At 67.2% G+C, this 15320-nt stretch carries 16 protein-coding genes; 10 read left to right on the top strand and 6 right to left on the bottom strand.

The genetic code is table 11. The features are described 5' to 3' along the window. Nucleotides 1–48: 48 nt before the first annotated feature. From Q0Q02_RS01230 to Q0Q02_RS01215, 4 genes are all read right to left on the bottom strand, one after another. Nucleotides 49–789: a TetR/AcrR family transcriptional regulator gene (locus Q0Q02_RS01230; protein WP_293806224.1), complete on the bottom strand. Its 741-nt coding sequence runs from the start codon at nucleotides 787–789 to the stop codon at nucleotides 49–51. 166 nt (nucleotides 790–955) lie between these two features. Next, complete coding sequence (gene proC, locus Q0Q02_RS01225; RefSeq protein WP_293806223.1) at nucleotides 956–1777, bottom strand: pyrroline-5-carboxylate reductase; 822 nt, start codon at nucleotides 1775–1777, stop codon at nucleotides 956–958. 111 nt (nucleotides 1778–1888) lie between these two features. Then, nucleotides 1889–2395: a YbjN domain-containing protein gene (locus Q0Q02_RS01220; RefSeq protein ID WP_293806222.1), complete on the bottom strand. Its 507-nt coding sequence runs from the start codon at nucleotides 2393–2395 to the stop codon at nucleotides 1889–1891. 326 nt (nucleotides 2396–2721) lie between these two features. Next, nucleotides 2722–2976 carry an accessory factor UbiK family protein gene (locus Q0Q02_RS01215; RefSeq protein WP_047577935.1) on the bottom strand — a complete coding sequence of 85 codons (255 nt, stop codon included), beginning with the start codon at nucleotides 2974–2976 and terminating at the stop codon, nucleotides 2722–2724. A 140-nt stretch (nucleotides 2977–3116) separates the two neighbouring features. Between Q0Q02_RS01215 and Q0Q02_RS01210 the strand changes: the two genes are divergently transcribed. From Q0Q02_RS01210 to pth, 8 genes are all read left to right on the top strand, one after another. Then, nucleotides 3117–4268: a Xaa-Pro peptidase family protein gene (locus Q0Q02_RS01210; protein ID WP_293806221.1), complete on the top strand. Its 1152-nt coding sequence runs from the start codon at nucleotides 3117–3119 to the stop codon at nucleotides 4266–4268. A 61-nt stretch (nucleotides 4269–4329) separates the two neighbouring features. Beyond that, the gene (locus tag Q0Q02_RS01205; RefSeq protein ID WP_293806220.1) at nucleotides 4330–4896 is read left to right on the top strand and encodes a hypothetical protein; all 567 of its coding nucleotides are present in this window, start codon (nucleotides 4330–4332) and stop codon (nucleotides 4894–4896) included. Nucleotides 4897–5081: 185 nt separating this feature from the next. After that, nucleotides 5082–6026 carry a ribose-phosphate pyrophosphokinase gene (locus Q0Q02_RS01200; protein ID WP_293806219.1) on the top strand — a complete coding sequence of 315 codons (945 nt, stop codon included), beginning with the start codon at nucleotides 5082–5084 and terminating at the stop codon, nucleotides 6024–6026. Nucleotides 6027–6150: 124 nt separating this feature from the next. Next, nucleotides 6151–6870, top strand: coding sequence for a 7-cyano-7-deazaguanine synthase QueC (queC, locus tag Q0Q02_RS01195; RefSeq protein ID WP_293806218.1), 720 nt, complete (start codon nucleotides 6151–6153; stop codon nucleotides 6868–6870). Further along, the gene (locus tag Q0Q02_RS01190) at nucleotides 6867–7430 is read left to right on the top strand and encodes a VUT family protein (protein ID WP_293806217.1); all 564 of its coding nucleotides are present in this window, start codon (nucleotides 6867–6869) and stop codon (nucleotides 7428–7430) included. The genes queC and Q0Q02_RS01190 overlap by 4 nt, the downstream gene beginning before the upstream one ends. 106 nt (nucleotides 7431–7536) lie before the next feature. Beyond that, nucleotides 7537–9384 (top strand): EAL domain-containing protein, encoded by a 1848-nt coding sequence (locus tag Q0Q02_RS01185; protein WP_293806216.1) that lies wholly within the window; start codon nucleotides 7537–7539, stop codon nucleotides 9382–9384. 135 nt (nucleotides 9385–9519) lie between these two features. Next, on the top strand, nucleotides 9520–10134 hold the full coding sequence (locus tag Q0Q02_RS01180; RefSeq protein ID WP_293806215.1) for a 50S ribosomal protein L25/general stress protein Ctc: 615 nt from the start codon (nucleotides 9520–9522) through the stop codon (nucleotides 10132–10134). 147 nt (nucleotides 10135–10281) lie between these two features. Next, a complete protein-coding gene (gene pth, locus Q0Q02_RS01175) occupies nucleotides 10282–10896 on the top strand; it encodes an aminoacyl-tRNA hydrolase (protein WP_293806214.1) in 615 nt (204 codons plus the stop codon). 168 nt (nucleotides 10897–11064) lie between these two features. Here pth and Q0Q02_RS01170 read toward each other — a convergent pair whose 3' ends face one another. Further along, nucleotides 11065–11670 (bottom strand): DUF5666 domain-containing protein, encoded by a 606-nt coding sequence (locus Q0Q02_RS01170; protein ID WP_293806213.1) that lies wholly within the window; start codon nucleotides 11668–11670, stop codon nucleotides 11065–11067. A gap of 208 nt (nucleotides 11671–11878) precedes the next feature. Here Q0Q02_RS01170 and ychF point away from each other — a divergent pair, with 208 nt between their 5' ends. Both ychF and Q0Q02_RS01160 read left to right on the top strand, forming a co-directional pair. Further along, complete coding sequence (ychF, locus tag Q0Q02_RS01165) at nucleotides 11879–12976, top strand: redox-regulated ATPase YchF (RefSeq protein ID WP_293806212.1); 1098 nt, start codon at nucleotides 11879–11881, stop codon at nucleotides 12974–12976. Nucleotides 12977–12990: 14 nt separating this feature from the next. Continuing rightward, nucleotides 12991–14004 (top strand): MaoC family dehydratase, encoded by a 1014-nt coding sequence (locus Q0Q02_RS01160; protein WP_293806211.1) that lies wholly within the window; start codon nucleotides 12991–12993, stop codon nucleotides 14002–14004. A 2-nt stretch (nucleotides 14005–14006) separates the two neighbouring features. On the opposite strand, the gene Q0Q02_RS01155 is transcribed toward Q0Q02_RS01160, so the two are convergent. Then, a complete protein-coding gene (locus Q0Q02_RS01155; RefSeq protein WP_293806210.1) occupies nucleotides 14007–15314 on the bottom strand; it encodes a diguanylate cyclase in 1308 nt (435 codons plus the stop codon). Nucleotides 15315–15320: the final 6 nt, after the last annotated feature.

The following is a 15320-nucleotide window of genomic DNA, read 5'->3' as shown; positions in this document are numbered from 1 at the left end:
CTGGCCCAGTTTCGCCATATTCCGCGAGATGCACAGTTCGGCCAGCACTCAGATCGCCGGCGCATAATCCTCACTGTCCTCGCCGCGATCGGACGCCCGTTCGCGCCGGCGCGCCTTCAGCGGCCGCCCGGAGCAGATCGCGCGCGCCAGCCCGCGGAACGGCGCCGTCAGCCGGTGGACATCCTCGACACGGGCCATGATGCACCCGGCCGTCTTCAATTCGCGGTCGAGCCGCGCCATGGTCTTCGACAGCTCGGGCTCGTCATCGTCGAGCCAAGCCTCGGAGACACGGGCCATCAGCAGCACCGCGCCCTGCGCGCGCAAAGCCCCAAGCGCATCCTCGGTCGGGATGCCGGCCGAAGCCAGCATGTAGCGCCAGGAATTGACGGCCCCGCGATTGAGCGCCGCCAGCGCCAGCGGATCGCGGCGGATGACCGGCGCGATCTTGCGCAGCCCCGCCTTGTAGGGCGCCATCGCATCGAGCCGGCGCATGACGAGGTCGAACAGGCGCTCCTTGACGGGTTCGCCGGTGAGGTCATCCGAGGAGCCGGCCAGCACGGCGTCATCGACGATGCGGGTCACCCCGCCCAGCATCGCGAGCTTGGAGGGGAACAGCCCGCGCAACTGCGAGAGCGTCAGCCCGGCCGCGGTCGCGATATCCGGCAGCTCGATCTGGTCCCAAGGTCGCTCGGCCGCGAGCGTCATCAGCGCATCGACGGCGCGCTTGCGCGGGTCGACCGGCTTGGCCGCCGGCGCCTCGGGCGAGGTGGAAACGGGTTTGCGGGCCATGGGGACAGCTCCTCTCGCTTCGCGTCGAGAGGAGGTTAGGCCGCTATCGTGGCGGGCGGAAGGCTGCCTGCAGCATTTTCAAGCGAAGTGGAAACCGGTTCGCGTGAAGAAAATGCGCCATGCAAGAATCTGAAATCGTTAAGCTTTCAACGAAAACGGCGCGATTTCAGCCCGAAAGCTCGCCGGCGCGACGTTTCGCTGCAGCCACGGCCTTGCGCATCAATGGCTTCATGCCGTCCTCGGCCATCAGTACCTCGAGCGCGGCGGCGGTGGTCCCGCCGGGCGAGGTCACGTTCTGGCGCAGCGTTCCCGGAGGCAGCGGCGACTGGAACAGCAATTCGCCCGCGCCCTCCACCGTCGCCCGCGCCAGCCGCTCGGCGACATCGGCAGGCAGCCCGGCATCCTTGCCCGCCGCCGCCAGGCACTCGACCAGGTGGAAGACATAGGCCGGGCCCGAACCGGACACGGCGGTGACCGCATCGATCAGCCCCTCGTCGTCGAGCCATTCGACCTTGCCGATGCTGCCGAGCAGCGCGTCGGCGGTGGCGCGCTGGGCCGCGCTCACACCTTTGCCGGGAGCAGCCGCGGTAGCGCCGCGCTGCACGGCGGCCGGCAGGTTCGGCATGGCCCGGATGACCGCGTTGGCATTGGGCAGCCGCGCACCGAGATCACCCAGCGTTTTGCCGGCGAGGATCGAGATCAGTAACGTCCTGGGATGGATGAAGGCCTGCACGGCGGGCGCCGCCGTATCGAGCATCTGCGGCTTGGTCGCGAGCACGACGACTTCTGCGGCAGGGATGTCCTTGGCGGCGGGATTGACCCGCATGCCCTTTTCCTGGGCGAGCGCGACCATCTCGTCCGAGGGCTTGGGATCGATCAGGCTGATTCCCTTGGGATCGATGCCGATGCGCAGCCAGCCTTCCAGCATCGCGCCGCCCATCTTGCCAGCGCCGATGAGCACGAGCGATTGCGGAAGGGAGTTCGACATGACGGCCTCTCAAGGCTTGGCGTTTCGCGGGCCACTGCCCGGACGATCAGGGCCGAGAGCCTTCCCGTCCCGCAGCCGTCCGGTCAAGCCCGCCCACAGGGAATCGGCGGTTCAGGCTTCGCCGACCGTCTCCAGGATGGCGCCTTCCATGCCTTCCTTCGCGGTCTTGCCGGCCCAGACGACGAACTGGAAGGCCTGATAGTAGCGCTCGCAGGCCTCGACCGCCGCCTTCACCAGCGCCGCCGCCTGCTCGTCGGTCGGCTCGGCGCCGCCGGAGAGCAGCAGGGCGTGGCGGTACATCACCACGCTCTCGCTGCTCCAGAGGTCGAAATGGCCGAGCCAGAGCTGTTCGTTGACGAGGCTGACGAGCTGCAGCACCTCGCTGCGCCGCCGCTCCGGCACCTTGAGGTCGAAGGCGCAGGCGATATGCAGCGCCTCCACCTCGGCAAGCCAGGTGATCGCGACATGATATTCCGACCAGCCGCCGGTGACGGAGACCGAGAGCTCGTCCTCGCTGTCGCGATCGAAGGACCAGTCGTTGAGAGCGGCAAGGCGTTCAAACAGGTCGAGCGGGTTGGAAGGCCGATCCAGCTCGGCATCCATATCGAGGTCTATCATGCCCTAAGGTCCACCTTCCGGATGCTGACGCATCCGGCGCGTTCGAGAACGGGAACACGGCGACTGGAAAGCCGAAGGAACGCAACACACCTCCGGAGCCCCTCTCACGGAGATGCTCCCATCCGGCGCGGCAGGACGAATCCGCCCGACGAATCAATTCTTTCCACCGACGATAGCGCAGGCGCTGTGACGCTCCCAACACGGCGCCAAGCTCCGCGGATTCGGCCGGCGGGCTCAATCCCCCCGAAGGGCTGTCCACAGCACATGGCTGTGGACATGACCTAGGAGCAACCGAGGAGAGCTTTCAGCACAACCCCGGCTCGCTCTCAGGCCTTGCCGAGCTTCTCTTCCAGCGCCTTCAGCCGCGCGGCGAGCTTGTCGTTCTCCTCGCGGGCGATCAGCGCCATCTCGCGCACCGCCTCGAATTCCTCGCGGGTGACGACGTCGAGATCGCGCAGCAGGCGTTCGATCTGCGTCTTCACCACCGTCTCGACCTCGCGCCGCACGCCCTGCGCCGCGCCGGCGGCATCGGTGGCGAGGCGGGCGATGTCGTCGAGGATGCGGTTGCCGGGGTTCACCATGGCTCTCTCCCTTGAGGGCGAAACTCTCTGACGACAGCCTATAGGCAGCCCGAGCGGGGCCCGCAATTGCGACCGGATGTCGGGCTTGCCCGGCGATGGCCGGCGCGCTCACATGCGCGACCGCCCGGAGGAGACGCGCCATGGCCCTGCATTTCACGCCCGCCGAATTCGCCCGCCGCCGCGAAGCCCTGCTGGCCGCGATGCAGAAAGACCGTCTCGATGCGCTCTTCCTGTTCCAGCAGGAATCGATGTTCTGGCTGACGGGCTACGACACTTTCGGTTTCTGCTTCTTCCAGTGCCTCGTGGTCAAAGCCGATGGAACCATGGCGCTGCTGACCCGCTCCGCCGATCTCCGGCAGGCGCAGCAGACCTCGAATCTCAGCGACATCCGCATCTGGAAGGACGGCCGCGACGCCGATCCCACAGTCGACCTGCTGGCCCTCGCCCGCGATCTCGGGCTTGCCGGCAAGCGCATCGGCGTGGAGTTCGAATCCTACGGTCTCGTCGCCTCGAATGACCGCAAGCTCGAAGCCCGCTTCGCCGGGCAGGCCGAATTCGTCGACGCCTCGCCGATCGTCACTCGCCTGCGCGCTGTGAAATCGGCGGAGGAGATCACCTATGTCCGGCGCGCCGCCGTTCTGGCAGATGCGGCCGACAGCGCTGCGCTCGTTGCGATCCGGGCCGGCGCCGACGAGGGCGAGATCCTCGCCGCCCAGCACAATGCGATCTTCGCGGGCGGCGGCGACTATCCCGCCAACGAGTTCATCATCGGCTCCGGCCGCGACGCCCTGCTCTGCCGCTACAAGTCCGGCCGCCGCCGGCTCGATGCCAACGACCAGATCACCCTCGAATTCGCCGGCACCGACCGGCACTACCATGTCGCCGCGATGCGCACGGTCGTCGTCGGCGAGCCGCGCCCGCTTCACCGCCCCTACCACGCCGCCGCTCGCGACGCGCTGCTCGCCTGCGAGGCGGAACTCAAGCCCGGCCGCACCGCCGGCGATGTCTTCGCCGCTCATGCCCGCGTCTTCGACGAGCACGGCCTCGCGCAGCACCGACTCAATGCCTGCGGCTATTCGCTGGGTGCCAAGTTCACGCCGTCCTGGATGGATTGGCCGATGTTCTACGAGGCGAATGACTGGCCGATCGTGCCGGGCATGGTGATGTTCGCCCATATGATCCTGATGGATTCCGCCAGCGAGACCGCGATGTGCCTGGGCCGGACCTATCTCGTCGGAGAAGGTGGCGCCGAGGCGCTGAATCTGCCCGATCTGGACCTCGTCATCCGTTAAGCCTAGAACAGCGGCGCAGGGAATCTCGAAGCAGTCCACAGCCCAAAGGGCGGGAGGCGTCATGATCAACCGTTTTAGCGGCCTCGTTCTGGGGCCGGTTTTGGCGCTTGCTGTCGCCGGTTGCCAGGAAACCACCCAGACCGCGGCCCGTCCGCGCGTCGATGCGCCCGGCGTCCCGGTCTCGGTGCAGAGCATCTCCGGCGCGCCGGAAAACGTCACCACCAGCTTCGCCGGCCTGCTCGGCGAGGCTGCGGCCGAGCGCAAGATGGAGATCGTCCCCGGCAACAAGCCGGCGCGTTTCCGCGTCAAGGGCTATCTCACGGCCCAGCCGACCGAGGACGGCCAGACCTCGCTCGCCTTCGTCTGGGACGTCTACGATTCGACCAAGCAGCGCGCCCAGCGCGTGCAGGGCGAGAGCATCGGCAAGCGCAGCGGCGGCTCTGACCCCTGGGCCGGCATCGACCGGACGATCGTCGCAAAGGCTGCCTCGGATTCGATGGACGCGATCGCCGGCTTCCTCGTCACCGCGCCGGGCGTCGAGACGCTCACCGTCGACGAGAAGCCCGCGAAGCCTGCCAAGGCCGGCACCAGCATCGCCGCGACGGACGAGAAGAAGAAGAAGAGCTGACACGAGCGGCGCAGCGACGCTGCGTCAGTGGTTTCCGGGTCACGGCGCAGCGCCCTGCGCTTTTTACCGGTCGATATTGCACTGCAGCGGTCGACTCCTTCCGACCGCGCTGTTAAGAGCCGTTCGAATTGAGCCGGCAATGCCGGCCCTCCCTGCTCAGCCTTAATGCAACGGTGCGCTACGGCATGGCCTCCCATTTTAAAGTCGTCGCCGGCAACTCCAATCGTCCGCTGGCCGAGGCGATCTGCAATCATCTCAGCATCCCGCTCGCCAAGGCCTCCGTCCGGCGCTTCGCCGACATGGAGGTCTTCGTCGAGATCCAGGAGAACGTGCGCGGCCAGGATGTCTTCGTCATCCAGTCGACCTCGTTCCCGACCAACGACCACCTGATGGAACTGCTGATCATCACCGATGCGCTGCGCCGCTCCTCGGCCAGGCGCATCACGGCGGTGATCCCCTATTTCGGCTATGCCCGTCAGGACCGGCGCGCCTCGGGCCGTACCCCGATCTCGGCCAAGCTCGTCTCCAACCTGATCACCCATGCCGGCGTCGACCGTGTGCTGACGCTCGATCTCCACGCCGGCCAGATCCAGGGCTTCTTCGACATCCCGACCGACAACCTGTTCGGCGCCCCGCTGATGGCGCGCGACATCAAGGACCGGCTGGAGTGGAAGAACGCCATGGTCGTCTCGCCGGACGTCGGCGGCGTGGTTCGTGCGCGTGCGCTCGCCAAGCGCATCGACGCACCGCTCGCCATCGTCGACAAGCGCCGTGACCGCCCGGGCGAGTCCGAGGTCATGAACATCATCGGCTCGGTCGAGGGGCGCTCCTGCATCCTGATCGACGACATCGTCGATTCCGGCGGCACGCTGGTGAACGCGGCCGACGCCCTGCTCGCGCAGGGTGCCAAGGAGGTCTTCGCCTATATCACCCACGGCGTGCTCTCCGGCGGCGCGGTCGCGCGTATCGCCTCATCCAAGCTCAAGGAACTGGTCATCACCGACTCGATCATGCCGACCGAGGCCGTGAAGGTCGCCCGCAATATCCGCGTCATCTCCATCGCCGGCCTGATGGGCGAGGCCATCGAGCGCACCGCGAGCGAGACCAGCGTGTCGAGCCTGTTCGACTGAGCATGCGCGCTCTCCGTCATTGCGAGCGCAGCGAAGCAATCCAGAAAGACTGGGCTGAACCGTTCGACCCGGTCCCCGTGGATTGCTTCGTCGCTACGCTCCTTGCAATGACGGCGACACAGCGATGACCTCCCGCGCCCTCGTCCTGTTCTCCGGCGGCCAGGACTCCACCACGGCCCTGGCCTGGGCGCTCGACCGCTTCGAGACGGTCGAGACGATCGGCTTCGACTACGGCCAGCGCCATCGCATCGAGATGGAATGCCGCGAGACGATCCGCGCCAAGCTGCCGGCGCTCTCGGCCCGCTATGCCAAGCGGCTTGGTCCCGATCATGTCGTCGATCTCAAGGCGCTCGGCGCGATCTCCGAGACGGCCTTGACCCGCGAGACCGAGATCGCCTTTGCCGAGACCGGCCTGCCCACGACCTTCGTGCCCGGCCGCAACCTGATCTTCCTGACCTTTGCCGCGGCCCTCGCCTATCGCCGCGACCTCAAGCACATCGTGCTCGGCGTCTGCGAGACCGACTATTCCGGTTATCCGGATTGCCGCGACGACACGATCAAGGCGATGCAGGTCGCGCTTGGCCTCGGGCTCGACCGCCGGCTCGTGCTGCATACGCCTCTGATGTGGCGCGACAAGGCGCAGACCTTCGCGCTCGCTCGCGCGATCGGCGGTGAGCCCCTGCTCAACCTTGTGATCGAGGACAGCCACAGCTGCTATCTCGGCGACAGGACGACCCGGCATGACTGGGGTTACGGCTGCGGCCATTGCCCGGCATGCGATTTGCGAGCAAAAGGCTTCGCGGCCTATCTCGCAGCCCCCGATGACACTGGACTTATTCCATGACCCGTGACCGCCAGCGCCTGACGGAAGGCGTTATCGCCCTCGTCCTGTTCGGCCTGACCATTCCCGCCGCCAACTGGATGATCGGCAATGCCGGCGCGGTCTGCGTGCCGAATGGTCCCTGCCTCGTCCCGGTCTGGCCGGGCATCATGGCGCCGAGCGGCGTCCTGATGGTCGGGCTTGCCCTCGTACTCCGCGACATCGTCCAGCGCCGCCTCGGCCCGCTCGCCGGCCTCGGCGCCATCGCGGCGGGCGCGCTGATCTCGGCGATGCTAGCGCCGCCGGCCATCGTGCTGGCCTCGGTTGCCGCCTTCTTGCTGTCGGAGCTTGCCGATTTCGCGGTCTACACGCCGCTCCAGCGCCGGCGCTTCGTCACGGCCGTCTTCGCGTCCAGCGTCATCGGCCTCGTCGTCGACAGCCTCGTCTTCCTGTATCTCGCCTTCGGCAGCCTCGACTTCCTCGCCGGCCAGATCATCGGCAAGGCCTGGATGGTGCTGCTCGCGCTGCCGCTGATGCATCTGCTGCGGCGCCGCGACGAGCGGCTGGGCCTTGTTGCGGCCTGAATCCGGGCACCACAACCCCACGCAAACTTTGAAGCGGCTCCTCAACCTGAACTTAAGGCATCCCCGATAGGAAGCCGGTTCTTCGACGAACCCGGCCGGACATGTCGTGACCAGACCTTCGGGCCGCCTACAGGCTCTCCAGAACGATATTCTTGAAGATATCGCGCGCGGTGAGCCGCTGGCCGCGTGTATGGAGCGCCTGTGCCATCGCGCCGAGGCGATCTCGCCTGGCGTCATCTGCTCGGTCGTGACCGTCGACGACCAGCAACGCCTCCAGCCCCTCGCATCTCCGAGCCTGCCGGCCCATTATGTCAGCTGTATCAAAGACTTGCCTGCCGGCCCCCAAGTGGGCTCCTGCGGAACCGCTGTCCATCGCGGCGCACCGGTCGAGGTTACGGATATCGCCACCGACCCGCTTTGGGAGCCCTATGCCAGCCTCGTCCTGCCGCTCGGGCTGCGTGCCTGCTGGTCGACACCGATCAAGGCGCGCGACGGGCGCGTCGTCGGCGCCTTCGCCTTCTATTTCACCAGACCGCGCCGCGCCCGGGCACTCGAACGCCAGATCGTCACGACCTGCGTCCATCTCTGCGCCATCGCCATCGAGCATGACGAGGTCCGCGCCCGCAATCACCGGCTCGCCTATTTCGACACGCTGACCGGCCTGCCGAACCGCAGCCAGTTCAACGGCGCCATCGCCGAGATGAGCGCCGCCGGCCGCCGCTACGGGCTGATGCTGATCGATATCGACCATCTCAAGCTGGTCAACGACACGCTCGGTCACGCGGCCGGAGACGCCTTGATCGCCCAGGTCGGAGAGCGGCTGGACGCAGCGCTGACGGGCTGCCTGACCTGCCGGATCGGCGGCGACGAATTCGCCGTTCTCATCCCCGATTGCGAGGGGCCGGTTCGCATGCGCGCCCTCGCCTCGGCGGCCCTGGGGGCGATGGCACAGCCGCTCGATCATGACGGGCACAGCCTGCAACCCGGCATCACCATCGGCGGAGCCCTCGCCGGAGCGGACGGGCCGGACAGCGTCACGCTCCGACAGAACGCCGATCTCGCGCTCTACCACGCCAAGGAAACCCGACGCGGCCGCTATATCCGCTTCCGCAGGAAATTGCGCAGCGCCATGATGCAGCGCATCAGCGTTCGTCGTGATGTCAACGACGCGCTCGGCGACGAACGCATCATCCCCTATTATCAGCCGATCATCCGGCTCGACACGACCGAGGTCGTCGGCCTGGAGGCCCTGGCCCGGATGCGCCTCGACGACGGCCGCATCGTCAGCGCCGGCGAATTCCAGGACGCGCTCCGTGACCCGAAGATTGCCCATCGCACCACCACCCAGATGCTGACGGCGGTCGCCGCCGACATGGCCGAGTGGCGTGCGGGCGGCCTGAACTTCCAGCATGTCGCGATCAACGTCACCTCGGCCGATTTCCAGAAGGGCGATCTGGTCCAGCGCGCCGCCCGCATCCTGGAGAAGGCCGCAGTGCCGATGCAGCATCTCGTGGTCGAGGTTACCGAGCAGGTTTTCATGGGCGGCCGCAAGGACGGCGTCGCGCGCACCATGGAAGCGCTGCGCGCCTGCGGCTCGCCGGTCGCACTCGACGATTTCGGCACCGGCTTCGCCTCGCTGACCCATCTGCTCGATTTCCCGATCGACATCATCAAGATCGACCGCTCCTTCGTCGGCTCGATCGATAGCGGCACGCGCAGCGAGATCATCATCGAGGCGCTGCTGACGATGACCAGCCGCCTCGGCATGAAGATCGTCGCGGAGGGCATCGAGACGCAGGAACAGGCCGAGCGCCTCGCCGAAATGGGCTGCCGCCACGGCCAGGGCTATCTGTATTCCCCGCCGGTCCCCGCTTCGGTGATCCGCGAATGGCTGCGGTGCTTCGCCCGGCCGGCGCATGCGACCGTTCCAGGCCTCGTCGCGAACGCGGCCTGAGCCGGGCTTGAGATCGCGGCCGTTTTCGCCTATGAGCACCCTCGCGCTCGGCTGACACCCTTGGAGGCTCTGAGCGCGCCATCCGATGGCCGCCCTGAGGCGGCCTTGTCATTTTACAAGTCAAGGACATCCAACATGACCGCCGTGAAGCAAATCGAGGCTTCGGCGCGCGCACAGGTCGGCAAGGGGGCCGCCCGTGCTGTTCGCCGCCAGGGCCAGACGCCTGCCGTGATCTATGGTGGGGGCGCCGCTCCCGAAGCCATCGCGCTCGACGCCAACAAGACCCGCCAGCTGATTTTCGGCGGCCACTTCCTGACCACGATCTTCGAGATCAGCGTCGCCGGTAAGAAGCAGCGCGTCATTCCGCGCGATTACCAGCTCGACCCGGTCAAGGATTTCCCGATCCATGTCGACTTCCTGCGCGTCGCCAAGGGCCAGACCGTCACGGTCCAGGTCCCGGTTCACGTCGTCGGTCAGGAGAAGAGCCCCGGCGTCAAGGCCGGCGGCCTGGTCCAGATCGTCGAGCATGCCCTCGAAGTCACCGTCGAGCCGGACAGCATTCCGGAGTCCATCGACGTGTCGGTCGCCGGCCTGAACGTCGGCGCCTCGATCCATGCCGATGCGATCAAGCTCCCGGCCGGGGCCAAGCTCACCATCGGCGCCGAGGCCACGATCGTCACGATCTCCGCGCCGACCGTCGAGGCCGAGCCGGCCGCCGACGCGGCTGCCGAGACCGAAGCCAAGGCCTGATGAAACGGCGCCTGTGGGCGCCGCTTCCATCCGGAACGATCACGCGACGGCCGGGTCCCCCCCCGGCCGTTTTGCTATGGCATCGGACCGAAACCTGGTTTCTGGACGAAGCCGATGCTGAACTGACAAGCCTGCCGGAGTCCCGCCATGCTGATCTTCGCCGGCCTCGGCAATCCCGGCGCGCGCTATGCCCGCAACCGGCACAATATCGGCTTCATGGCCGTGGACGAGATCGCGCGCCTGCACCGCGCTTCGCCCTGGCGCTCCCGTTTCCAGGCCGAGGCCTGCGAGGCGACGATCGGCGGCGAAAAGGTCATCCTGCTCAAGCCGCAGACTTATATGAACGAGTCGGGCCGCGCGATCGGCGAGGCCGCGCGCTTCTTCAAGATCGCGCCCGCCGATGTCGTCGTCTTCCATGACGAACTCGACCTCGCGCCCGCCAAGCTGCGCGTGAAGCTCGGCGGCGGCAACGCCGGCCATAACGGCCTGCGCTCGACCACCGCGGCGATCGGCAACGACTATCGCCGCGTGCGGATGGGCATCGGCCATCCCGGCGACAAGGCCCTGGTCCACGCCTATGTGCTCAACGATTTCGGCAAGGCCGAGCAGCCCTGGGTCGAGGATCTCTGCACCGCCTGTGCCGACCACGCAGCCCTTCTCGCAGCCCATGACGACACCGGCTTCCAGAACAAGGTCCATCTCTTCATGGACGCGCGCGGCCACGCCGCCGTGAAGCGGCTTGGGGAGAAGAGCGAAGGCTGAGGCCTGCTCTTCCGGGGTGGCGACGAAACGCATCGTCATCCCGGGCGACCAACGGGAGACCCGGGATCCATGCCTGAGCCTTCATCGGAAACGCTCAGGCATGGATCCCGAATCAGCGCCGCCAAAGGCGGCTTGTCCGGGATGACGGCCCAATCTCAACCCTTCACCTCAGAGCGGCAGCTTCGCCCCCGCCTTCGCCACCGTCACCCGGCTCGTGCTGTAGCTGCCATCCGCCTGACGGTTCGCCGTCATCGCGACCTGCGCGCCGGGCTTCAGTTCGCTCGCTTCGGCCGGCGCGGCCATCAGGATCGTCGCCTCCGGCGTGATCGCGACCTTCTGCTCGCCGCCGGGATAGTTCAGCACCAGATTGGCGCCATCGACCCGCGAGACCGTCTCGGCCACCGTCGCATTGGTCATGGTCGCATCCGGCAGCACGCCCCAGGGCCGATGCCCCTCGCCGGTACCGCGCATCGACTCGGGGAAGATCACCACCTGCACGGCCAACAGCGTTCCATCCGGTTGCGGCTTCGCCCCGACGCCGATGAAGCTGCCCTTGGCGATATCGGAGCCTTTCGCGGCCACCATGCCGCCGACCGAGAAGCCCGGCGCAAGCGCGACCTTGATGTCCCTCCCGTCCGCAGCCTTGAGCTCCAGCGACATGCCCTGCATCCGTTCGACGGTGCCGCGCAGCCGCGTCCCCGGTGCCTGGGCCGCGGCAATGCCGCCGACAAGGGCGAAGACCGGGAGGGCGAGAGCGAGACGAAAACGCTTCATGACGAGGCTCCGAATGACACGGCAACGGGGTCGGGCCGATCCAGCACCCGCATCCACCCCGCCGCCATGCACGTTCGCGTGAGGGACGTAGCCGCCATAAGGCCCGCGGCACTTGTCTTTATCGCGCAGGCCCCCCAATAAGGCCGCAACTTTCAAAGCTTCACGCCCAATCGCGGTTTCTCCGCCACGGGCAACGGAACAGGCGATCATGGGTTTCAAATGCGGAATCGTCGGCCTGCCGAATGTCGGCAAGTCGACCCTCTTCAACGCGCTGACGCAGACGGCCGCGGCGCAGGCTGCGAACTACCCGTTCTGCACGATCGAGCCGAATGTCGGTGACGTCGCGGTGCCCGACGCGCGGCTTGAGAAGCTCGCCGCCATCGCCGGCTCCAAGGAGATCATCCCGACGCGGCTGACCTTCGTCGACATCGCCGGTCTGGTGCGCGGCGCCTCGCGCGGCGAAGGGCTGGGCAACCAGTTCCTCGCCAATATCCGCGAATGCGACGCCATCGCCCATGTCGTGCGCTGCTTCGAGGATGGCGACATCACCCATGTCGAGGGCAAGGTCTCGCCGGTCGACGATATCGAGACGATCGAGACCGAATTGATGCTCGCCGATCTCGACAGCCTCGAGAAGCGCGTGCTGCCGCTGGAGAAGAAGGCCAAGTCCGGCGACAAGGAGGCCAAGGAAGCGGTCGACCTGATGAACCGCTGCCTCACCCTGCTGCGCGACGGCAAGCCCGCCCGCCTCGTCCAGCTTTCGCCTGAGGAGCGCCGCCCGTTCGAGCTGCTCGGCCTGCTTTCGTCAAAGCCCGTGCTCTATGTCTGCAATGTCGAGGAAGCCAGCGCCGACAAGGGCAACAGCTTCTCCGAACTGGTGAAGAAGCGCGCCGCCGAGGAAGGCGCTGTCGCGGTCGTCGTCTCCGCCAAGATCGAGAGCGAGATCGCCGTCCTGCCAGCCGGGGAGCAGACCGAGTATCTGGAGGCCGTCGGCCTCGACGAACCCGGCCTGAACCGCGTGATCCGCGCCGGCTACGCCCTGCTCCATCTCGTCACCTATTTCACGGTCGGCCCGAAGGAGGCCCGCGCCTGGACGATCGAGAAGGGCACCAAGGGGCCGCAGGCCGCCGGCGTGATCCATACCGATTTCGAGAAGGGCTATATCCGCGCCGAGACCATCGCCTTTGACGACTACGTCACCCACAAGGGCGAGGCTGGCGCGCGCGAAGCCGGCAAGTTCCGGCTCGAAGGCAAGGAATATGTCGTAGCCGACGGCGACGTCCTGCATTTCCGCTTCGCCAACTGAAGAGCTTGCCGGCGATGTCGTATTTCGAGGATTTCGTTCCAGGCGAGAGCGCACGTTCGCGCAGTCTGGCGGTCTTGCAGGACGACATCGTCGCCTTCGCCTCGCGCTATGACGCGCAGGATTTCCATGTCGATCCGGAGGCCGCCAGGACGAGCTTCGTCGGCCGCCTGATCGGCTCGGGCTGGCATAGCTGCTCGCTGCTGATGCGCCTGCTGGCGGAGGATTTCCTGCTCGACGCCGCCAGCATGGGCGCGCCGGGCATCGACGAGGTGAAGTGGCTGCGCCCACTTCTCCCCGGCGACAGCGTCAGCGCCCGCCGCACCGTACTGGAAAGCAAGGCGTCGCGTTCGCGCCCGGAAATGGGCCTCGTGCGCTTCCGGCTCGAACTCCTGAACCAGCGCGACGAGCCGATCCTCGAGCAGACCAACTGGATCATGTTCGGCCGCAAGGGCTCCGGCATCGGCAAGCACCCGACCGGTCCCTGGCTCGACCATGCGCCGATCTACGAACGCCCGGCGATTGAGAGCCCATTGGAGAACCCGGCCGAGCCGCCCGGCCCGCCGCGCTTCTTCGAGGAGCTTTCGGTCGGCGACAGCCACGAGCTCGGCAGCTTCGTCTTCACGCCAGAGGAAATCGTCGCTTTCGCCCGCAGCTTCGATCCACAGCCCTTCCACATGGACGAGGCGGCAGCGCGTAACAGCTCCTTCGGCCGGCTCGCGGCGTCCGGCTGGCACACGGCCGCCGTCTGGATGGCCTGCATGGTCCAGCATCGCCAGCGCCAGCTCGCGGCCGCACCGGATCGCCCGGCGCGACTCGGCCCCTCCCCCGGGTTCAAGAACCTGCGCTGGACGAAGCCGGTGTTCGCCGGGGACCGGATCACCTATCGCTCCGAGGTGATGGACAAGCGCGAGAGCGCCTCGCGGCCGCAATGGGGCCTGTTCTTCCACCGCAACACCGGCACGAACCAGCACGGCGAAGAGGTCTTCAGCTTCGACGGTTGCGTCTTCGTCGAGCGGAAGCCGAGCTGAATTCAGCCCGCCCTCAGGCCGGCCCCCGTGGACAAATGCGCGGTCTCGATCCGATCGCGGCCATTGCGCTTCGCGGCATAGAGCGCGGCGTCGGCATGGGCATAGAGCGCATCGCCGTCGAGCGGCCCATGGCCGCAGCACAGCCCGACCGAAACCGTTGCCGCCTGCAATTGCGCATCGACCGCCCGCCAGGGTGCCTGCATCAGCGCCTGCCGGATCGCCTCCGCCACGGCCATCGCTTCCTCGGGCGTCGCGTCCGCGATCAGCACGCCGAATTCCTCCCCACCGAGCCGCGCGACAAGGCGTGCCGAGCCTGTCGGCGGGCCGTCGATGATCTGCGCCACCAGACGCAGGCAGGTATCGCCGGCGACATGGCCGAACTGGTCGTTGATCGCCTTGAAATGATCGACATCGACGATCAGCAGCGCCAGAGATTGCGGGCGGGCCGCCTCGCTGGCGAGGCATTCGATGAAGCGGCGGCGGTTGGCAAGCCCGGTCAACCCGTCCGTCTGCGCGAGCTTGACGAGCTCGGCATTGGCCTCGCGCAAGGCACCCTGCGCGGCGAGAAGCGCCGCTTGCTGGCGCTTCGCCGCCGTGGTGTCGGCATGGATGAAGCAGCTCAAGCCTTCCAGCGTGTGCCGGGCAACGACGCGCCGCCAGCGCTGGCCCGGCAATTCGATCTCGAAGGGCGCGCCATCGTAGCGCAGGCCGTTGAGGATGCTGGCGCGCAGGCCCGCGACGGCCGAGACGCCGCGCCAGCAATCGGCGACGATCTCGTCGAACTTCAAGCCGACGACCAGCCTATCTGCGGGAATGTCGTAGAGTTCCCGGAAGGCGGCGTTGGCCGCGATGATCCGGTCTTCGCCGTCAAGGAGCATGGCGCCGTCGGGAATGAAGCGCAGCGCCTCGAAAGCCGGCAGCATGGCCTCCGCCACCGCGCCGGCACGGCGTGGCGTCTCCAGCATCTGCCACATCCGCACCCGGCCACCGCAGGGCGCCAGCAGGGAGGTCGCGCGCAGCCGCCGCCCGTTATGGAGGAACTCGAAGGCCTGCGTCTGATTCTCGTGGCGCGCCAAGCCTTCGGCGACATAGCGGTCGATGTCGGGCATCTCCTCGGGCGCGAGCCGCAGCGTGTAGAAGCGCCGGAGATTGTCGACATAGGGCTCGCCCGGATAGATCAGCCCGTCATCTTCCGGGAAGAAATGCAGGAACGTACGGTTCCAGCCGACGGCACGATGCTCCGCATCGTACTCGCAGACGCCGACCGACAGCACATCGAATGACTCGTGCAGGTAGCGCGAAACGATCATGCGCCA

The organism is uncultured Allobosea sp., assembly GCF_945956895.1.
Classification (GTDB): Bacteria; Pseudomonadota; Alphaproteobacteria; order Rhizobiales; family Beijerinckiaceae; genus Allobosea.
The sequence above is the reverse complement of the archived record's forward strand: the minus strand, read 5'-3'. Positions and strand labels throughout refer to the sequence as shown.